We start from the raw sequence: 18,953 nt of genomic DNA on the forward strand, positions 1-18,953 counted from the left end.
GCCTCGCTCAGTACGTCAGGTACGCCAGGTACGTCATGGAGCAGCAGTCCAGTACGTCATGGAGCCGTCGTCAGCACTCCATCTTCCAGGTGTGCGAGTCACCGCTGTCGTTGCCCCAGCTGTTGGAGTTGATCTCCTGGCCGGGGCCGAGGCAGACCGTGCCGAAGCCGATCAGGCCCGGGTTCTCGTAGACCTGGACGTGGTCCTTGATGCCGGGGCCCGAGATGCCGTGGTTGGCCCAGGAGGAGTCCTGGTCCTGGATCGGGTCCTCCCAGTCGTGGTCGTCGCCCGACCAGTTGGTGCGCTGGCCGCCGAAGTCCGCGTCGGTCCAGGCGCAGAACTGGCCGCTCGGGCAGGAGGCGGCCTGCGCGGTGCCGGAGGTGGTGAGCGCGGTGCCGAGGGCGAGGAGGGTGGCGGCCAGGACGGCCGTGGGCTTGCTGATCATGGGGTTTCTCCTAGCGGTGGTGGGCGGTGGTCAGCCGCGGTGGGGAGTCGGTCGCGGTAGGGAGTCGGCGGTGGTCAGCCGTCGCCGTGCGGGCGCGGCGCGTCGGAGGACGCGCGGAGCAGTGACTTGGAACGGGTCAGGGCGTGGGCGCGGAGCCGCCGCCAGTCGGCGAGTTCGGTGCGGTGCATGGCCCGCACCGAGGACAGGCTGCGGTCGCGGTGGGCCGCCTCCGGCTTGAGGTTGTTGACGACGGTCGAGACGCGGAACCAGCGCCGCTGGTCCCCGTAGAGCGTCTGCTGGGCGGCGGCCAGGCAGCCGTCGGTGTGGGCGCGCACCGCGTAGCCGGTGGGCAGGGTGAGGGAGAGTTCCGTGCGGCCCGCGCCGAAGAGGGCGTCGGCGACGCGCTCGTCCCGCTCGCGCGCCGCCCGGGTGGTCCCCGGCCGCTGCCCCGCACGGGGCGGAGTGAGGCCCTGCCGCGTCAGACACCGGTCGGTGAGCCGCTGTTGGGCGGCCCTGATGATGTCGTCGGGCGCCAGCACGTGCGGGGTGGCACGGGGGACCTGGGCGCAGCCGCCGACCAGCAGCAGGGCGCACAGGGTGAGGGAGAGGGCTGCGGCGCGGGGCCGGGCCGTGGTGGTGTGCACGGTGCGGATCAGCCCGGCTCGCAGCCCATCGTCTCGTGGCTCACGCCGTCCAGTTTGGTGGCCCAGGCCGTCCAGTTCTCGTCGTAGTCGTCCTTGCGGATCTCGCGGTAGACGCAGCTGCTCCCGGCTCCGTAACTGATGGCATAGACGGTGCCGTTGACGCGGGACTCGAAGGAGTAGGCGTTGCGCTGCGTGCCGTTCTCCGCCTCGGCGTAGCCGGGCGGGCCGTAGCACCAGGCCTGGCCCATCATGCCGGGCTTGGTCCAGAAGCAGACCTGGTTCGGGGGTGTGGCGAGACGCGTCGCGGTCGGCTCCGCGGTGGCGGACGGGGCGACGGCGGTCAGCAGGGCGGCGAAGACGGCGGTGGTCGCGGCGGCTCTCAGGCGCATGCGGGTGGCTCCCCAGGTGCGGTCACATCCGGCGCGGTCGTCGCGCCGGGCATGACCTCAATCCCCGCCGTTTTCGCAGGTAAGCCTGGTGTCACCCGGATCAGTGAGTAGTCGTATCGGAGGGCGTGCCCGTGCGCCGGGGGCGCCCGCGCACGGCGGTGCCGCCCGTCACGGGACGGGCGGCACGGGACAGTTGGCCTGCTGGGGCGCGTGCTGGGCCGCCGTCGCGCCCCGGGCCGCTGTCAGCGGCCCGAACCGGGGTGCGTCCTGCGGTACCTGCGGTCCCAGCGCTCCTGGCGTTCCTTGCGGATGCGGAAGTCGCGGTAGGTCTTGGGGTAGCCGCCTCCGCCACCACCACCGCCTCCACCGCCGCCCGAGCCGCCCGCACCGGATCCGCTCGCACCGCTGGATCCGCTCGAACCGCCCGCGCCGGAGCTGCTCCTGCCGCTCCCGCTGCTTCCACCGCCCTCGTAGAAGCGCACCAAATAGAAGACGAGTGCCGCTGCGGCCAGCCACAGCAGCGGTTGCTGGAACCCCAGGCCGATGAGGGCCAGGATCGCGATGACGATCAGTACGTTCATGGCTGCACCTCCGCGGCTCGCAGGGGTGGCCCCCCGGTTGGCGGGGGCTGGATTCGTCGGGCCCGTGGCACGGTGTCCTGACGGTTCAGGACAGTGGGCCCGATCCGTAGGAGAAGGAGTCAACGCCCGCCGCCCGCGGCTGTCAATGGCTTGCGGGCAGCGAGCCTTCCGGCGTCTCGTGGGCGTGCTTGAGGCGGGCCCTCGCCTGTACGGCGTCGGGGCCCGAGATCTGCTCCCAGAAGCGGTGGCAGCTCACGAAGACCGCCAACTCCCGCTCCCGCGCGCGCAGTTTCTCGACCTCGGCCTGTTCGTCCGGGGTCCAGCCGGGGGACGCGGGGCGCTCCACCTTGCGCCAGCCGCCGGTGTCGCTGAAGCCGTCGAGCGGTTCGACGGACCAGGGGAGCCGCTTGAGCAGGGCCAGGAGCTCGGAGCGGAGCTGATGCAGTTCCTCCTGGCCGGCGAGGAGGTCGCTCGGGAAGTCATGGGAAGGGGTTGGAGGCACGCGGTAATGGTACTCCTGTTCGAATTTCGGGTGCGAGTGATGCGAGGGGTGAGTCGTGGCGTGTCCGGAATGCTTCACTGACCGGACGTACGGCGTAACAGGGTGGATCGGGACGTATGCGGAAGGGCGGAGCGGCGGTGGCGGGGTCCGTGCTGTGGATCGGGGGGCCGCCCGGAGCGGGCAAGACGACGATGGCCCGGCTGCTGGCCCGCAGGTACGGGCTGCGCCGGTACCACGCCGACGTCCACACCTGGGAGCACCGTGACCGGGCGCTGGCCGCCGGGCACGCGGCCGCGGCGCGGTGGGAGCGGCTCACGCCCGACGAACGCTGGTCGCGGCCGCCGGACGAGCTGCTCGCGATGTCCCTGCACCACGAGCGCGGCCCGATGGTCGCCGCGGACCTGCGCGCCCTGCCCGGCACGCCGGGGACCGTCGCCGAGGGCACGCCCGTCACGCCCGGGGTCGCGGGGGCGGGTGACCACTCGCTGTGGCTGATGCCGACGCCTGAGGTGCAGCGGGCGCGGCTCGCGGAGCGCGGCATCGCGCCGGGGGTGGCGGCGCTGTACCGGCTGCTGCTCGAAGAGATCGAGGCGGAGGTGGCCGATGCGGGGGCCCGGACGCTCGCGGTCGACGGGACGCGGAGCGTGGCGGACACCTTCGCGGAGGTCGAGAAGCTCTTCGCCGCCGCGCTGGCGACGGGGTCGCCTGCAGCGAGCGGGGCGGAGCGGGCGCGCCTGGAGCGGTACGCCAACCGCGCGGTGGTCCGCCAGCACGCGGCGTACTTCGCCCGCCCCTGGACGGCCGGCGACCTCGCGAGCACGGTCCGGTCCTTCGCCTGCGAGTGCGGTCGCGCGGCGTGTGAGGCGGAGGTTCCGTTGGCCCTCGCCGACTTCCCGGGAGCGCCGGATGGCGCTGCCCCCGACTGCGACGAGCCCGCCTGCCCGCCGGTTCTCGCGGCGGGCCACCCGGCTCCGGAGGAGTAAGGAGGGGGTGGTTTCGTGCGGAGGGCGGTCGTCCGGGTCCTTTGTGTGCGGGTGCGGGTGCGCGGCCTGCGGCGCGAGGGTCCGGCTCGTCCTCGCCGACTTCCCCGGACCGCTGGACGGGGGCGCCCCGACCGCGCCGAGCCCGCCTGCCCGCCGGGGGCCCGGCCCGCGCCCACGGAACGCCCGTCGCCCCGTCCCTCGCGGTGGCAAGCTGGAAGCATGTGCCGAAGCATCAAGACGCTCCGTCCGCCCGCCATCCCCGAGGACGCCACCGAGGAGGAGATCCGGGCCGCCGCGCTTCAGTACGTGCGCAAGGTGTCCGGGTTCCGTGCTCCCGCCGCGCACAATCGCGAGGTCTTCGACCGCGCGGTCGACGCCGTGGCGGAGGCGACCGCCGAGCTGCTCGGCGGGCTCGAAGTGCGTGGGGCGGCCGCCCGCGCCTCGTAGGTCAGCTCGTCGACGGCGCGGGGCGGGGGCGGCGGACCAGGAAGGCCGCGCCCGCGCCCGCCGCGAAGAGCGCGAGCAGGGAGACGCCGGTGGCCAGCCAGGTGGCGCCGAGCCACTGGCCGCCGAAGTAGCCGAGCGCGACGCTGTACCCGGCCCAGGCGATGCCGGCGAGGACCGACCACGGCAGGAACTCGCGCACCTTGCGGTGGGCCGCGCCCGCGCCGAGGGAGACGATCGAGCGGCCCGCGGGCGCGAAGCGCGCGATGACGACGAGGACGCCGCCGCCCCGCGCGAGCGCCGTGCCGAGCCGCTCCTGCGCGCTGGTCAGGCGGCGGGAGCGGGCGATGGCGCGGTCGAGGCGGGCGCCGCCGCGCCAGGCGATGCGGAAGGCCGCGAGGTCGCCGAGGACCGAGGCGGTGGCCGCGCAGAGCGTCAGGAGCAGGATGTCGGGGACGCCGTGCGGGACGCCCGCCGTGCCCGCTGCCGTCGCCGCCGTGGCCGCCATGATCACGAGCATGCCGCTCGGTAGCACCGGTACGAAGACGTCGAAAAGGACAGAAAGCGCCACGACCGCGTAGATCCAAGGGCTGCCGGTCAGCGCCCCCACACTCTCAAGCACCACAACTCCCCGTTACTCCCCGTGCGGCAGCGCGTTGCCGCTGTGTCGCGGGGAGCGGCGTGGGCGGCCTGATGACAGCTGTACAGCGTACGCCGCGCGCCCGGTCGTAGATCCGCGGGGGGCTCAGATGTTCGCCACGTCACGTTCACCCGGCTGCCACCTCCCACGCGGCGCACGGCTCCCATGTCCCGTACGAACGAAGCAGGACCCGAGAGGCACGCGCCCCGCGGGGCACGCGAGGAACAGGAGCGGGCGATGGTGGCAGGGATGGTGGCCGGTGCCGTGGCGGCGGCGGTACTGGCCGCGGGCGGCGGCGCCCCGGACGGCGCACCGGCCGGCGGCGACGAGTCCAGCGTGACGGTGGCCGTGGCGGCGGACCGGTACTGGCTGCGGGCGGAGGCCCGGTTCGCGCCGCCCGCGGCCTTCATCCCCTCGCCCGCGCTGACGTACGACCAGACGCTCGTCCCCGCCGCGTCCCGGATCCGCGTCGACCAGCGCGTCGACGAGAACGGTACGACCGTGAGCCTGCGGGTGCGGGGCCTGACGCCCGGCCACGCGTACGGCGCGCACGTCCACCAGAACGCGTGCGGCGCGGCCCCGGAGGCGGCGGGCGGGCACTACCAGGACAGTCCGGACCCCGTGCAGCCGTCCAAGGACCCGGCCTACGCCAATCCGCGCAACGAGGTGTGGCTGGACTTCACGGCCGGTGCGGACGGTTCGGGGTCGGCGAGCGCGCGCCACCTCTGGGCGCTCAGGCCGGGCGAGGCGGGCTCCGTGGTCCTGCACGAGGAGCCGGGCGGCGCGGGCGACCGGGTGGCCTGCTTCACCGTGCCGTTCGGCTCGATGCCAGGGGCTGCCGCCGTGGAGCAGCCCGCGGCGTGAGGTGACACGGCGGAGCCCCCTTCCTCGTACCGGGTACGAGGAAGGGGGCTCCGTCATGCGCCGTGGATCAGGCCGCGACCGGCGTCCGGTCCGACGACTTGTCCTCGTCGCGCGCACCGCGGGCCGCGAGGAGCCGGTCGATGCCGAACGCGCCGGAACCCATGAAGACGAACAGCAGCATCGCCCAGCAGAAGATCGCCGAGGGCTCGCCGCCGTTCTGCAGGGGCCACAGGGCCTCCGGCTGGTGGACCTTGAAGTAGGCGTAGGCCATCGAGCCGGACGAGATGAACGCCGCGGCGCGGGTGCCGAGGCCGAGGGCGACCAGGATGCCGCCGACGAGCTGGATGACGGCCGCGTACCAGCCGGGCCAGGTGCCCGCGTCGAGGGTGCCGCCGTTGCCGTCCGCGCCGCCGAGGACGCCGAAGAGCGAGGAGGCGCCGTGGCAGGCGAAGAGCAGGCCGATGACTATGCGGAACAGCCCGAGGGCGTAGGGCTGGGCGTTGTCGAGACGTCCAGTCATGGTGGGGGACTCCTTCGGTTTGGGGACGGAACCGAGCGGAGGGCCTAGATTAGGGGAACCTAATTAGTGCTTGCAAGTTCAACATTCGGTCAGTCGGGTCTTCCGCTTGCGTCGCCCCGTGGGCCTCCTCCGGCAGCGCGAGATGCCCCGTCGCGGCGCGCAGCGCGGCCCGCGCCACCGCGTCCGCGTCCGACAGCGTCACCGAGTCGACGCCGGGCCGGGCGCCCGCCGCGGTCACCCAGTGGACGCCTTCCGTGGGCACGCCGAACGCGAACCGGCGTGCGTGCGGGCGCCCTTGACGGTCAATCAGGTGGTACGGGCGCGGTGTCACGTCGAGACCCCCGGTTTCGTGCCCGTCCACCACATGGGGACGGCACTCGCCCTCGTCGAGCAGCCGCCCGAGCAGTTCGTCGGCGGTGCGCCGCAGGTCGGGCTCGGGGAGCCGGGCCTCGATCAGTGTGGTGACGCGCACATCGGAGCCCGGTACGTCGGGGGAGTGCGCGAGGAACGCGCCGCCCGCCGGGCGCACGGCGAGGCGCGGGCCGAGCACGTCGAGGACGCCCGCCTCGATCAGCGCCGCCATCTCCTCGATGCGGCGGCGCGGCGGTCCGATCGACAGGAAGGCGTTCAGCGGCGTGTACCAGCGGTCGAGGTGGTCGCGGCGTGAGGAGCCCGAAAGGCCGCCGTGGTCGACGACGAGCCGGAGTTCGTTGCGCAGATCGCGCAGGACGTCGAGCGCGGCCTTCAGCGGGCCCGCGACATTGCCGAGCGCGGCCTGCGCGGCGTCCTCGCGCAGCAGGGCGAGGAGCCAGGCGCGGTGCGCGTCGGGGGAGGTGAAGCCCTGTTCGGGGTGCGGGCGGGAGAGCCGGTCCCAGGACCAGCGCTCGGTCTCCGCTATCCCGAACTCGGCCAGGACCGCGGCCTCTTGGGGGCTCTGGTGTCCCGTGGCGAGAAACCGCTCACGGAAGTCCTCGACGCCCTCCGCGGCACCGCTCCCCGCGCCCCGTCCCGCGAGCACCGCCGCGTAGTGGACCGTCTCGACCTCCTTGGCGACCAACGGCCATATCTCGTCGAGGAAGTCGGGGGCGTCGCCGCTGTCCGTGCGCTTGCGGAAGCGGGCCGCCGCCTCGGTCGTGAGGAGCGCGGGCCGGTGCCGCCCGTAGGGGCCCTTCGCGTTGTCGCCGCGCGCCTGGTAGGGCACGCCGCGCCGCGAACCCGCGTACAGGCGCGGCTCGTTGCCCGACGCCTCGTAGCGCAGGCCGCCGTCGCCCGCCGCGTCACGGACGTAGCGGCCGCCCCTGCCCTCGGTCAACAGCGCCATGTGGTCGAAGAAGTTGAGGCCGAGGCCGCGCAACAGGACCGGTTCGCCGGGGGCGATCGCGGACAGGTCCAGGTCGGCGGGGTTGGCGGGCGGGAAGTGCCGCAGGCCGTGCCGGGCCGCGTGCTCCGCGAGCTGCTCCTGGGTGCGGTCGGCGCGGGTCGGCAGGTGGCCCTGTGCGAGGACGACCGCGGAGAGCCCGGACAGTTCGGTGCCGTCGTCCAGTACGAGCGTCTGGCGGCCGTCGGCCGTCTCGTCGAGCCGTACGGCGCGGGCCGGGTGGACCCGGACGTGCACGGTGGCCGGTGCCTGGCGCACCGTCCGTGCGAACACCCACTCCAGATACCGGCCGTAGTCGGCGCGGGTCGGGTAGTCGTCGGGGCCGAGCCCGGGTATGCGTCCGTCGGCGGCCCATTCGTACAGGCTCGGGCCCGGGTGGATCGGGCCCGAGCAGTCGACGCTCTCGTCGGTGAAGAGGGTCACCTGCGAGGCGACGGTGTTCATCAGGAGCTCGCCGGGCTGTGCCGTACGCCAGACGCGTCCCGCGCCGGGCGGGGCGGGGTCGACGACGTGGACGGTCAGCCGGGTGCCGGCGGTGAGGAGTTCGGGTGCCGACGCGCAGATCCGTTCCAGCACGCTGGTGCCGCGCGGGCCCGCGCCGACCAGGGCGATGGTGGTCGCTTCCGGTGCGGGGGAGCGGGGTGCGGGTGGGAGCGGTGCGGGTGCAGGTGCGGACAAAAGCGTGACTCCCGGGGCATAGGGAACGCTGGAAGCGGATGGTCCGCATCATCATGCCGTCGGAACCCCGGATGCCGAACCCCTGGCCAAGGATCCACATCTTGGTGTGGGGTCTGTCACGGTTCGGTGGGGCGGGGTGGGGCGGGGTGGTGGGTGCGGTTCGGGTGGCCCCCCGGTCTCGCACGGTTCGCTTGGGGGCGGGGCCGCGGCGGTATGTCCGGCCTCGCTATCCCGGTGAGCCGTCATCGTCATGCACCTCTGCTCGTGGCCACCAGTGCTCCGGGCAGACATACCGCCGCGTCCCCTCCGGTCTCGCTCGCGGCTGCGGGTGGAGTGGGGTTGGGGTGTTTTTACGAGAGTTGCTTGTTCTCCGCCGGTTCCAGGCGGACCTTGCCTCGGGTCATGCGTGCCTGGTCCAGGCGTAGGTGGGAGGTGCGGCCTTGCAGCGTCAGCGTCATGAGTTGGTTGCCGAACCAGGGGCCGCCCGTCCTGCGCCAGTCGATGCCCGCCTGGGTCACTCCGCCGTGTCGTGCGAAGCGGCGGCCCAGGGCGCGGCCCGTGCGGCTCCAGCCGAAGCGGAAGCCGAGCTTTATCGACGCGGGGATGGAGTTGTGGACCGGGGAGCAGGTGAGTTGGAGTACGCGGGCGTCGGGGGCCGCGTCCTTGGGCCAGCTCGGTTCGGCGACGTAGGCGTGGTGGACGTCGCCGGAGAGTACGCACACGGTCGCGGGGGCCGCCGGGCCCGAACCCGCCTCCGCGACCAGGGCGGTGAGCATCTCGAAGGACTGCGGGAAGGCCGCCCAGTGCTCCAGGTCCGAGCGTCTGCGCAGGTCCTCGCCGAACCGGGCCCACCGCGCGCCGCGCTCGCCGCGGCACAGCGCGGCGTTCCAGCCCTCGGCGTCGTGGATGAGGTGCGGGAGCAGCCAGGGCAGTGAGGTGCCGATGAGGAGGTGGTCGCAGTCGCCTTCCAGGGCCTGTTCGCGCAGCCAGCGGGCCTCGTCCGCGTCGAGCATGGCGCGCTCGCCCTCTTGGAGTACGCGGGCGGCGCGGGTGTCGACCATGAGCAGGCGCACCCGGCCGAAGTCCCTGCGGTAGCTCCAGCGGGTCGCGGTGGCGTCCGCGTCGGCCTTGGCGGCGAAGGCGCGGAGGGTGTCCGTGCCGTCGGGCGTCGCGCGCACGGCGGCGTAGAGCTCGTCGCTCTCCAGTTCCTCCGGGCGCAGATTGCCCAGGTGCTGGTGGACCCAGTACGACATGAGGCCGCTCAGGATCCGCTCGCGCCACCAGGGCGTGGCCCGCATCTCGGCGAGCCAGGCCGCACTGGTGTTCCAGTCGTCTATGACGTCGTGGTCGTCGAAGATCATGCAGCTGGGCACGGTGGAGAGCAGCCAGCGGACCTCGGGGTCGAGCCAGGACTCGTAATAGAGGTGGGTGTACTCCTCGTAGTCCGCGACCTGGGGGCCCGGCGGGTCGGCGAGGTTCCTGCGGGCGGCGAGCCAGCGCTGGGTGGCCTTGGAGGTCTGGTCCGCGTACACCTGGTCGCCGAGCAGGAGCAGTACGTCGGGGCGCTCGGTGCCCGGGTCCGCGGCGATGCGGGCGGCCAGGGTGTCCAGGGCGTCGGGGCCCACGGGGTCGCGCTCGTCGGAGGGCGGGGCCGCCCAGCGGCAGGAGCCGAAGGTGACGCGGAGCTCCTCGTCGCCGGTGCCCGAGGGGGTGCGGATGGTGCTCGCGGGGAAGGCGGATTCGGGCGGCGGCCAGACGACCGCCTCCGCCCGCTCGCCCAGGCGCACCTCGTAGGCGGTCTCGGTGCCGGGCGTCAGGCCCGTGACCGGGATCAGCGCGTAGTGGTGGCCCGCGATCTGGAAGGTGCGCGCCGTGCCGCGCGCGCCGTCGGCGCACCGCACCTCGGCGGCGCAGGGCCGGTCGGCCTCGACCCAGACGGTCGCCGTGGAACCGTCCACGTACCTCAGCAGTGGACCAAGGCGCAGCCGTGCCACAGATGATCACCCTCCTCCGTCGCCCCGTACGGTACGGAACGACGGAGGTGGGCGGGGCGGTTCCGGGATTTCAGCAGCCGTTGAGGACCGAGGAGAGCGCGGTCTTCTCCTCGGAGTTCACCGAGAGCTTGTAGTGGTGCTTCACGTCCACCCACATCCGGGCGTAGTAGCAGTGGTACGAGGCGGTGGGCGGCAGCCACTCGGCCGGGTCCTTGTCGCCCTTGGCCTGGTTCACGTTGTCGGTGACCGCGATCAGCTGCGGCCTGGTCAGGTCGTTGGCGAAGCCCTCGCGCTGCGCGGTGGTCCAGGCGTTCGCGCCGGACTTCCAGGCCTCGGAGAGCGGCACGACGTGGTCGATGTCCAGGTCGGAGGCGGCGGTCCAGGTGGCGTCGTCGTAGGCGGACTTCCAGGTGCCCGACGTGGCGGCGCAGCTGGCGTCCTGCTGGACGTTGGTGCCGTCGCGCTTGAGGACGACCTCGCGGGTGTTGCAGGCGCCGGACTGGGTGCTCCAGTGCGGGAACTTGTCGCGGCTGTAGCCGTCGGACGAGCCCTCCGCCTTGACCGTGAGGCCGCCGAGGTAGGTGCGGGCGGTGGCCGCGCTGACCGGGGCCGGGGGAGCGGCCTGGGCGGGCGAGCCGGTGAGGAGGGTGGCCGCCGAGGCGAGGACGACGGCTGCGGAGGCGTAACGGGCATATCGACGCGCGTAGACAGCGGACATGCGAACTCCCTTGGTGTGGGGGGAAGTTGGCCGGTGGGGCGGCCATGGTCGCGTTGCTGGGTTACCTGTGGATGTGCATCCGATGACAGGGTCGCGTCAATCAGGTGCGAACTTCAAGGGTTCTGGCGCCGTGTCATATGTGCTGTGTGCGGCCGCAGTTGCCCGGACGTGACCCAGGTCACTTCGGGGTGGGTCGAAAGGCCCTGGTGAGGGATGGTCCGGGGTCCCGTACTATGGACGGCGCAGAAGGGGAGTAGCTCTTCGCCGGACCGTCGACATACTGCTCAGCTCGTCTGAGCCGGCGCCCGGAGGCAGGCCCCATGGGGCAGGCCAGCGAGACCTTCGGCAAGCAGTGCCCGACGTACGCACCCGTGTACGTCGCGACGCGCACATCCGTGTGCGTCCGTGTGCGCTGCCGTGCCGAGGTGTCGTACGCGAAGCGGTGGAACACTCTCGGTGGGGCGGCCCTACCGATTGAGGAACCCTTGATCAGCATCAGCGTGACGGCGCTCGTCTTCGGCGTCGTCTTCCTTGCCGAGCTGCCGGACAAGACGGCGCTGGCGGGTCTCGTCCTCGGCACGCGCTACCGCGCCTCGTACGTCTTCGCCGGCGTCGCCGCCGCCTTCACCGTCCACGTGGTGCTCGCCGTCGCGGCGGGCAGCGTGCTCACCCTGCTGCCGCAGCAGCTGGTGTCCGCGCTGACGGGTGTCCTCTTCCTCGGTGGCGCCGCGGTGCTGCTCCTGAAGGGCGGCGACGACGAGGAAGAGGTCAAGGAGCCCAAGGACCAGAGCTTCTGGAAGGTCTCCGGGGCGGGCTTCATGCTCATCCTGGTCGCCGAGTTCGGTGACCTGACGCAGATCATGACCGCGAACCTGGCGGCCCGCTACGACGACCCGATCTCCGTCGGCCTCGGTGCGGTGCTTGCGCTGTGGGCGGTCGCGGGGCTGGGCATCGTCGGTGGCAAGGCGCTGATGAAGCGGGTGCCGTTGGCTTTGATCACGAAGATCGCGGCGGTGTTGATGGTGGGGCTGGGTGTGTGGAGCCTGTACGAAGCGATTGCGTAGGTAGGCCGCCTGGCCTTGGGCGGGGAGTGGGTCCCTCTGTGCCGAGGGGCGTGTGTGGGGCGGGGTTTTTTGCGCCGTTCCCCGCGCCCCTCGGGTGGGTGGGCGGTCGTCTTCCTTGCGCGGGCTGGCTGTGGCTGGGCGCGCAGTTCCCCGCGCCCCTTCGAGGTGGTTTCGGTCCGGGCTTCTTGTGCGGGTTGGGTGTGGCTGGGCGCGCCGTTCCCCGCGTCCCTTTCGGGGCGGTGCCCGCCCCCGTGGTCGCTTTGACCTGCGGCGTTGGCTTTTGGGTGGGGGTTTTTGTACCGTGCAGGAACAAAGTGGCTCCGCCCGTGTTCCCTGACCGGCGGGCGGGGCTGCCTTGATTTTTGCCTCTCCGCTCCGCCCTCTGCGCTCTGGAGTACGCCGATGACGGCCACGACCGCCGCCCCCGCCCTCACCGCACGGGCCGTCCTCCTCGACATGGACGGGACCCTCGTCAACTCGGACGCCGTCGTCGAGCGCTGCTGGCGGCGCTGGTCCGAGAAGCACGGGCTCGACTTCGACGAGGTCATCGGCGTCGTCCACGGACGGCAGGGCTACGCCTCCATGGCCGTGCTGCTGCCCGAGCGGCCGATGGCGGAGAACTACGCCGAGAACCGCGAGATGCTCGCCGCGGAGACCTCCGACATGGAGGGCGTCGTGCCGGTCCCCGGCGCGCCCGACTTCATGGCCTCCCTCGTAGGGCTGCCGCACGCGCTCGTGACCTCCGCCGACGTCCCGCTGTCCACCGGACGCATGGCCGCCGCCGGCCTCGCGCTGCCGGACGTACGCGTGACCGCGGAGAGTGTCGCCGCCAGCAAGCCGGACCCCGAGGGGTTCCTCAAGGGCGCGGCCGAGCTCGGCTTCGACCCGGCGGACTGCGTCGTCTTCGAGGACTCCGAGGCGGGCATACTCGCCGGCCGCGCGGCCGGCATGCGGGTCGTGGGCGTGGGCCCGAGGGCCGCACGGTTCGCGCCGACCGTGCACGTGGACGACCTGACGCGGGTCCGGGTCGCCGACGCGGGTGGCGACGGTATCCGGTTGACCTTCGGCTGAGACCGCTGCCCCAGAGGCGTACGCCCCTACGGCTTCTTCGTTTCCGCTTCCAGGCTGCGGCGCGTCTCCTCGCCGTACTCGCCCGTCCTGTCGCCCGTGAGGCCCCGCGCCCACTGGTAGCGCGCCACGGCGTACGTGACCTCGGGGCCGTACGTGCCGTCCGGCTCGCCCAAGTACAGCTGAAGCTGCGCGAGCCTGCCCTGGAGTTCCCGTACGCGCGGGCCCTCGTCGCCCTCGCGCAGCGCGGTGCCCGTGGCCCTGCTGGGTGTCGGGGAGCCGACCGAGCCCGTCGCGCGGGCCGTCGGCGGGCTCGGCGGGGCGGACGTCCGGCGCTCCGAACGGCTCGGCGTCGGTGGCGGCCGTGTCGCGCTGGGGGTCAGGGACGGTGTGTGTGACGGGGGCGCGGGCGAGTCTTCCTGTTTCGCTGACGCGGGGGGCGTCGGGCTCGACGGTGTACGGGGCGCTGCGGCTGTCGGTGCGTCCGGCAGTGCCAGGTCCCTGGTCGGGCGGTCCGCCGCCGAGGAGAAGAGGTCCGTCGTGAAGAGGGCCGCCGCGGTCACGGCGGCCACCGCGACGGCCCCTGCGAGCAGCTTGTAGCGGCGGGCTCGGGCCCTGTTCCGGGGCGTGTCCGCGTCGTCGCCGGCTTCCGGAGGGAGCCCGTCCGCGTTCTCGTACGAAGGTGCCGGGGGCCCTGCCGAGTCGTGGGCCGTCGCGAAGAGGCGCAGGTCGGCGGGGGCCGGTGTGCCCTCGGGCTCCGGCAGTGAGACGTAGGGGCGGATCCGCAGCGGATCGAAGTCCTCCGCTGCCGCCGCCTCCGCGGACCGCGTCCTGCGCGCCTGCTCGGCCGCCCGCCGGGTGCAGCCGCACTCCGGAGTGCTCCCCAGCTCGCGCGTCGCCCCGCACTCGGGACACCGCTGCCCGCTCCGGTCGCCCTGCCCGCTCATGGGCCACCCCTCCCCTCTCGTGCCGCGCCCGCCCCGAGAACACCAGCGATTATGCAGACCCCTGCTTCAACAGGCCATAACCGGTGACTCGGACCAGGATGGAGAGGGAGGCCCTCCAGCAGGTGCCCGCAGCAAGGGGCCCGGGGCGGTGCCCTCAGGAGGTTGTCCATGACGCAGGACGTGAGCGCACGGCCCGCGGGGCCCGAGCCCGTACCCGGACCGCCGGGGGAGCGCGCGCACGGCGGCGTGCTGGTCTCCATCGGCGCGCTGCTCCTCGGCATGCTGCTCGCCGCCCTCGACCAGACCATCGTCTCCACCGCGCTGCCGACGATCGTCAGCGACCTCGGCGGCATGGACCACCTGTCCTGGGTGGTCACCGCGTACATGCTCGCCGCGACGGCCGCGACGCCGCTGTGGGGCAAGCTCGGCGATCAGTACGGCCGCAAGAAGCTGTTCCTGACCGCGATCGTGATCTTCCTGGTCGGCTCCGCGCTGTGCGGCATGGCGCAGAACATGCCGCAGCTCATCGGGTTCAGGGCGCTCCAGGGCCTCGGCGGCGGCGGGCTCATGGTGCTGTCGATGGCGATCGTCGGCGACCTCGTACCGCCGCGCGAACGCGGCAAGTACCAGGGCCTGTTCGGCGCGGTCTTCGGCGCGACCAGCGTCCTCGGGCCGCTGCTCGGCGGGCTCTTCACCGAACACCTCAGCTGGCGCTGGGTGTTCTACGTCAACCTGCCCATCGGCGTGATCGCCCTCGTCGTCATCGCGACCGCCCTGCACATCCCGGTGCGCGACACCAAGCACACCATCGACTACCTCGGCACCTTCCTCATCGCGTCCGTCGCGACCTGCCTGGTGCTCGTCGCCTCGCTCGGGGGCACCACCTGGGCCTGGGGATCGCCGCAGATCATCGGGCTCGCGGTGCTCGGCGTACTGCTCGCCATCGCCTTCGTCTCCGTGGAGAAGAAGGCCGTGGAGCCGGTGCTTCCGCTGAAGCTGTTCCGGATCCGCACCTTCACCCTGTCCGCCGTCATCAGCTTCATCGTGGGCTTCGCGATGTTCGGGGCGATGACCTACCTGCCGACGTTCCTCCAGGTCGTGCAGGGCGTCACGCCGACCATGTCCGGCGTGCACATGCTGCCCATGGTGGCGGGCATGCTCCTGTCGACCACCGCGTCCGGGCAGATCGTCAGCCGCACGGGCCGCTGGAAGGTGTTCCCCGTCGCGGGCACGGCCGTGACGACGCTGGGCCTGCTGCTGCTCCACCAGCTGAACGAGAACAGCCCGACCCTGGAGATGAGCGCCTACTTCTTCGTCTTCGGCCTGGGCCTCGGCCTGGTCATGCAGGTGCTCGTCCTCATCGTGCAGAACGCCGTCAGCTACGAGGACCTGGGCGTCGCCACCTCCGGCGCGACCTTCTTCCGCTCCATCGGCGCCTCCTTCGGCGTCGCGATCTTCGGCACGGTCTTCACCAACCGGCTCGGCGACAAGCTCACCGACGCCCTCGCCGGGCGGCAGCTGCCGCCGGGACTGACCGTGGGCGCCCTGGAGGCGGACCCGCGCGGCATCCAGCGGCTCCCCGCCGACCTGCGGCCCAGCGCCCTGCACGCGTACGCCTCGTCGATCACGGACGTCTTCCTCTACGCGGCGCCGGTCGCCCTGGTCGCCTTCGTCCTCGCCTGGTTCCTGAAGGAGGACAAGCTGCGCGGCTCGGTGACGGCGCCCGACCCCACGCAGACCCTCGCCAGCAACCCGGTGGAACGCTCGTCGTACGACGAGTGCGCGCGGGCCCTGTCCGTGCTCGGGACCCGCGAGGGGCGCCGCGAGATCTACGAGAAGATCACCGCCCGCGCGGGCTACGACCTGCTGCCCGCGGCCAGCTGGCTGCTGCTGCGCATGGCCAGGCACGGCTCCGTGGAACCCGCCGTGCTCGCCGAGCGCACCACGGTGCCGCTCACCGTCGTCACGGCGGCCGCCCGCCAGGTCGAGGAGCGCCACCTCGCCGAGCGCCAGGGCCTGGACATGTTCCTGACCGAACAGGGCCGGGAGGTCGCGGGCCGGCTCGCCAAGGCCCGCGAGGAGTCCCTGTCCGAGCTGCTCGGCGACTGGTGGGGACCCGAACGGCCCACCGACCTGGTCCGGCTCGTCGAGGAACTCAGCGCCGAACTGTGCGGGTCGGAGTCGGAGCGGCCGCAGGACGGGGCGGCGTCAGCGCGCGTCGGCTGAGCCGGGGGCCAGCTTCTTGCCGTACCAGTGGTCGGCGTACTGACGCTCCATGAGCGGCTCGATCTCCTCGTACCCGTGCCGCGCGTACAGGGAGCGGGCCTCCACCAGGTCGGTGCGGGTGTCGAGGATGACGCGCCCGGCGCCGAGCGCGCGGGCCGCGTCCTCGGCCGCGGCGAGCAGGACGGGGGCGCCGCCCTTGCCGCGCAGGTCCTCCCGTACGAAGACGCGCTTGAGCTCCGCCGTCCCCGCGTCGAGCAGCCGCACGCCCGCGGTGCCCGCGGGCTCCTCGCCGTACCACGCGACCAGCAGCACGCCGTCCGGCGGCGCGAGATCGGCCCCCGTCTCCGCGGCGACCTCGCGCTCCAGCTCCTCGGGGTCCGTGGCACGGCCCTCGTGGAGCAGATACCAGCGGTCGCTGACCTCCGTGTAGTACGTGCGCCAGAGCGCGGCGGCCACGGGGGAGTCGTACGGCTCGGGGGAGACGGTCCAGGAGGCGGTGTGGGCCGGTGAGTTGGTGGTCATGGTGCCATTCTCGGCTGCGACGGGCGGCGCCCCGCAAGCGAATTGGCTCGCGGGGCGGGAGTGAGGGGTCCGGAGTACGGGGTGTTCCCCGGGTCAGCTCTTGGGGGCGGCCTGCTGGACGACCTCGAACGACCAGAGGGTGGAACCGGACGCGGCGGGCTTGGGCCGCTCACCGCCCTCGGCCGCGCCTTCACCGCCGCCCTGCGGACGGCCCTGCTGGTGGGCGGCCTTCATGGGGCCCTCCATCCACGCCTGGAAGGCGGCCTCGTCGCGCCAGCGGGTGTAGACGAGGTACTGGTCCGTGCCCTCGATCGGGCGCAGCAGTTCGAACCACTCGAAGCCGTCGGAGTTCTCCACCGAGCCCGCGCGGGAGGAGAAGCGCTTCTCCAGGACCTCGCGCTGTTCCTCGGGGACGGTGAGGGCGTTGATCTTCACGATGCTCATGCCGCCATCCTGCCGCACGGGCCCGTCGGGGCGGTGTGAGGTGCTGTCACCGCCCCGGCGGGCCCGGGAGGGGGCTCAGATCTTCAGCAGGTGTTCGGTCGCCTCGCGATAGTCGCGGAGGGCCAGGCGGAGCTGTTCCGTGTCGCCGGCCGGGGTTCCGGGTGCGCCGGGTGCGCCGGGTGCGCCGGGCTTCTCCGGTGTCCCGGTGGGGCCCGTGGGGTCCTTCGGGGTGAGGGACGGGTCCGGGGTGAGGGTCGCTTCGGGGGCGGTCTCCGTGGGGGGTACGGAGGTGGGGGGTACGGAGGCGTGCGGGGCGGAGGTGGGTGGCACGGACGTCGTGGGGGTGGTCTCGGCCCTGGGGGGCGTGGGCTGCCAGGACGTGCGGATGGTGCGGCGGCGCTCCGCGAGCGCGGCCGTCAGGTGCTGGATCGTGTCCTCCAGGACGCGGTCGGCGTCCTCCACCGCGTCACGGGGGCCGTCCACGAAGCCGCCCACGGCGTTCTGGAGGCGCAGGGCCAGCCTGTCGCGTTCGCCGGGCGGGAAGAGCGCCGTTTCAGCCATGCTGGACTCCCCTTCGGGTGATGCCGGTCGACTGCTTGTCGGGCGTGTGCTTGCCGGGGCCGGGGTGCTTGGCGGAGTGGTCGCCGCGGTCGGCGAGCAGGTCGTCGAAGAGGGCGCGGGCCTCGACCATCGCCGTGCGCAGTTCCTCCGTGCCCGCCCCGGTCTCCTCGGCGCCCGTCGTCTCCAGGGCCGCGCGGTGCACGCTGCGGTAGCCGTGGACGTGGTGGGCGTGGTGCACGGAGAGGGCGTCGAGCTGGTCCTCGTAGTGGCCGCTGTCGGGGAAGCCGCGGGCGCCCGCCAGTTCGGCGACGAGCCGGTCCGCCTCCGCCACCGCCTCGCGCGGGGATTCGACGAAGCGCTCCTGGGCGACGGCCCAGCGGGCCGCGTACCGTTCGCGTGCCGCCGGGTCGAGCGGCAGGGTCCGCAGCGAGCCGTGCCGCTTCACGCGTTCGCCGAGGTCGCGCTCGGCCGCCTTGGTGTCGCCGTCGTGCCGGGCGACCGCGCGGTCGTACTCGGGGCCGAAGCGCCGCTTCAGGCTGTGCCCGCCGCCCGCGTGCCGGCCGCGGCTCACGGCGATGCCCGCGGCGGCGGCGAGGACCACGACGACCGCGATCAGCACGATGATCATGACTGTGGACATGGGTGGGTGCCTTCCCGGGGGAGTGGGCCTGGTCGCCGGGGCCCGCGTGCGGCCCCGGCGCGTGTCCCCGGGACGAGTTGCCAGGAAGCGGCGCGTCAAACGGCCGGAAAAGGCGGCTCGCGTCAGTCCGCGGGGCGTTCCTGGTGGCGTTCGTCGGGACGGGCGCGGCGTTCCTCGTGGCGGGCGCGCCAGGTGCGGGCCACTTCGTCGAGGTCGAAGGGGGTCAGACCGAGCGGCGGGCCCGGCGGCGGCACCCGAAGCGCCTCGCGGATCTTGTCGTTGAGGTCCTGCACCAGCTTCCGCGCCGCGCGCTCGGACGGGGCGTCGGCGGCCGCGGCGATGACGTCCTCGGCCTCCTTGCGCAGGGTCAGGGTCGGGGACAGGTAGGAGACGCCCTCGCGGGCCATCTTCTGCTTGATCCACCACAGTTCGTCGTACGGCGTGCTCTGGTTGCCCGGCAGCGGCTTGCCCCTGCCCGGCAGCTCGGCGAAGTCGCCGCGTTCCTCGGCCTCCCTGATCTGCTTGTCGATCCAGGACTCGAAGTTCACTCCAGGTGGCTTGCGTTCAGTCATGGGGCCATTGTCCCAGGGAGGGTGTGCGGGCGCGGGTGGCCGACCTAAGATGCGGCGGCGCGCTTCGACTTCCGGGGTGTGTGGTGTGCCGTGACGCGTGGTTCGGGATGCGTGAATCGCGCTGTGTGC

The 18,953-nt window shown here is 73.0% G+C and carries 22 protein-coding genes; 6 read left to right on the forward strand and 16 right to left on the reverse strand.

From position 1 onward, the window contains the following. Positions 1-70 precede the first annotated feature (70 nt). From ACIO9J_RS18255 to ACIO9J_RS18275, 5 genes are all read right to left on the reverse strand, one after another. On the reverse strand, positions 71-445 hold the full coding sequence (locus ACIO9J_RS18255; RefSeq protein WP_401999911.1) for a peptidase inhibitor family I36 protein: 375 nt from the start codon (positions 443-445) through the stop codon (positions 71-73). Between the two features lie 74 nt (positions 446-519). Beyond that, positions 520-1,089 (reverse strand): hypothetical protein, encoded by a 570-nt coding sequence (locus ACIO9J_RS18260; protein WP_401999914.1) that lies wholly within the window; start codon positions 1,087-1,089, stop codon positions 520-522. A gap of 8 nt (positions 1,090-1,097) precedes the next feature. Further along, a complete protein-coding gene (locus ACIO9J_RS18265; RefSeq protein ID WP_401999917.1) occupies positions 1,098-1,478 on the reverse strand; it encodes a hypothetical protein in 381 nt (126 codons plus the stop codon). Positions 1,479-1,720: 242 nt separating this feature from the next. Further along, positions 1,721-2,059: a hypothetical protein gene (locus ACIO9J_RS18270; RefSeq protein WP_401999920.1), complete on the reverse strand. Its 339-nt coding sequence runs from the start codon at positions 2,057-2,059 to the stop codon at positions 1,721-1,723. 142 nt (positions 2,060-2,201) lie between these two features. Then, positions 2,202-2,561 carry a hypothetical protein gene (locus tag ACIO9J_RS18275; RefSeq protein WP_401999923.1) on the reverse strand — a complete coding sequence of 120 codons (360 nt, stop codon included), beginning with the start codon at positions 2,559-2,561 and terminating at the stop codon, positions 2,202-2,204. Positions 2,562-2,677: 116 nt separating this feature from the next. On the opposite strand from ACIO9J_RS18275, the gene ACIO9J_RS18280 reads away from it, so the two are divergent. Then, positions 2,678-3,544, forward strand: coding sequence for a hypothetical protein (locus ACIO9J_RS18280; protein WP_401999926.1), 867 nt, complete (start codon positions 2,678-2,680; stop codon positions 3,542-3,544). Between the two features lie 219 nt (positions 3,545-3,763). After that, positions 3,764-3,991 (forward strand): DUF2277 domain-containing protein, encoded by a 228-nt coding sequence (locus tag ACIO9J_RS18285; RefSeq protein ID WP_401999929.1) that lies wholly within the window; start codon positions 3,764-3,766, stop codon positions 3,989-3,991. A gap of 1 nt (position 3,992) precedes the next feature. Here the strand turns inward: ACIO9J_RS18285 and ACIO9J_RS18290 are convergent, their stop codons facing one another. Then, positions 3,993-4,610: a DedA family protein gene (locus tag ACIO9J_RS18290; protein WP_401999932.1), complete on the reverse strand. Its 618-nt coding sequence runs from the start codon at positions 4,608-4,610 to the stop codon at positions 3,993-3,995. Positions 4,611-4,865: 255 nt separating this feature from the next. Between ACIO9J_RS18290 and ACIO9J_RS18295 the strand changes: the two genes are divergently transcribed. After that, positions 4,866-5,492: a superoxide dismutase family protein gene (locus tag ACIO9J_RS18295; protein ID WP_401999935.1), complete on the forward strand. Its 627-nt coding sequence runs from the start codon at positions 4,866-4,868 to the stop codon at positions 5,490-5,492. A 67-nt stretch (positions 5,493-5,559) separates the two neighbouring features. Here ACIO9J_RS18295 and ACIO9J_RS18300 read toward each other — a convergent pair whose 3' ends face one another. The 4 genes from ACIO9J_RS18300 to ACIO9J_RS18315 all read right to left on the reverse strand — a co-directional run bounded on the left by ACIO9J_RS18300 (position 5,560) and on the right by ACIO9J_RS18315 (position 10,780). After that, positions 5,560-6,012 (reverse strand): DoxX family protein, encoded by a 453-nt coding sequence (locus ACIO9J_RS18300; RefSeq protein ID WP_401999938.1) that lies wholly within the window; start codon positions 6,010-6,012, stop codon positions 5,560-5,562. A gap of 49 nt (positions 6,013-6,061) precedes the next feature. Beyond that, positions 6,062-8,068, reverse strand: coding sequence for an FAD/NAD(P)-binding protein (locus ACIO9J_RS18305; protein WP_401999940.1), 2,007 nt, complete (start codon positions 8,066-8,068; stop codon positions 6,062-6,064). Between the two features lie 350 nt (positions 8,069-8,418). Beyond that, complete coding sequence (locus tag ACIO9J_RS18310) at positions 8,419-10,062, reverse strand: alkaline phosphatase D family protein (RefSeq protein ID WP_401999943.1); 1,644 nt, start codon at positions 10,060-10,062, stop codon at positions 8,419-8,421. A gap of 70 nt (positions 10,063-10,132) precedes the next feature. Beyond that, positions 10,133-10,780, reverse strand: a complete 648-nt coding sequence (locus ACIO9J_RS18315; protein ID WP_401999945.1) for an HNH endonuclease family protein — start codon at positions 10,778-10,780, stop codon at positions 10,133-10,135. A 485-nt stretch (positions 10,781-11,265) separates the two neighbouring features. Between ACIO9J_RS18315 and ACIO9J_RS18320 the strand changes: the two genes are divergently transcribed. Next, positions 11,266-11,844, forward strand: coding sequence for a TMEM165/GDT1 family protein (locus tag ACIO9J_RS18320; RefSeq protein WP_401999948.1), 579 nt, complete (start codon positions 11,266-11,268; stop codon positions 11,842-11,844). A gap of 402 nt (positions 11,845-12,246) precedes the next feature. Then, entirely contained in the window at positions 12,247-12,915 is a 669-nt protein-coding gene (locus tag ACIO9J_RS18325; protein ID WP_401999951.1) for an HAD-IA family hydrolase, read from the forward strand. Between the two features lie 26 nt (positions 12,916-12,941). On the opposite strand, the gene ACIO9J_RS18330 is transcribed toward ACIO9J_RS18325, so the two are convergent. Then, positions 12,942-13,859, reverse strand: a complete 918-nt coding sequence (locus tag ACIO9J_RS18330; RefSeq protein ID WP_401999954.1) for a peptidoglycan-binding protein — start codon at positions 13,857-13,859, stop codon at positions 12,942-12,944. 168 nt (positions 13,860-14,027) lie between these two features. Here ACIO9J_RS18330 and ACIO9J_RS18335 point away from each other — a divergent pair, with 168 nt between their 5' ends. After that, positions 14,028-16,085: a DHA2 family efflux MFS transporter permease subunit gene (locus ACIO9J_RS18335; RefSeq protein WP_401999957.1), complete on the forward strand. Its 2,058-nt coding sequence runs from the start codon at positions 14,028-14,030 to the stop codon at positions 16,083-16,085. Here ACIO9J_RS18335 and ACIO9J_RS18340 read toward each other — a convergent pair. The 5 genes from ACIO9J_RS18340 to ACIO9J_RS18360 all read right to left on the reverse strand — a co-directional run bounded on the left by ACIO9J_RS18340 (position 16,068) and on the right by ACIO9J_RS18360 (position 18,824). Then, positions 16,068-16,607, reverse strand: a complete 540-nt coding sequence (locus ACIO9J_RS18340; RefSeq protein ID WP_401999960.1) for a GNAT family N-acetyltransferase — start codon at positions 16,605-16,607, stop codon at positions 16,068-16,070. The genes ACIO9J_RS18335 and ACIO9J_RS18340 overlap by 18 nt on opposite strands. A gap of 93 nt (positions 16,608-16,700) precedes the next feature. After that, complete coding sequence (locus ACIO9J_RS18345) at positions 16,701-17,051, reverse strand: antibiotic biosynthesis monooxygenase family protein (RefSeq protein WP_401999963.1); 351 nt, start codon at positions 17,049-17,051, stop codon at positions 16,701-16,703. Between the two features lie 75 nt (positions 17,052-17,126). Further along, a complete protein-coding gene (locus tag ACIO9J_RS18350) occupies positions 17,127-17,612 on the reverse strand; it encodes a hypothetical protein (RefSeq protein WP_401999966.1) in 486 nt (161 codons plus the stop codon). Beyond that, positions 17,605-18,252, reverse strand: a complete 648-nt coding sequence (locus tag ACIO9J_RS18355) for a hypothetical protein (protein WP_401999969.1) — start codon at positions 18,250-18,252, stop codon at positions 17,605-17,607. The genes ACIO9J_RS18350 and ACIO9J_RS18355 overlap by 8 nt, the downstream gene beginning before the upstream one ends. A 122-nt stretch (positions 18,253-18,374) precedes the next feature. Then, entirely contained in the window at positions 18,375-18,824 is a 450-nt protein-coding gene (locus ACIO9J_RS18360; protein ID WP_401999972.1) for a DUF1992 domain-containing protein, read from the reverse strand. Positions 18,825-18,953 lie beyond the last annotated feature (129 nt).

It is taken from the genome of Streptomyces sp. NPDC087300, assembly GCF_044744425.1.
Classification (GTDB): Bacteria; Actinomycetota; Actinomycetes; order Streptomycetales; family Streptomycetaceae; genus Streptomyces.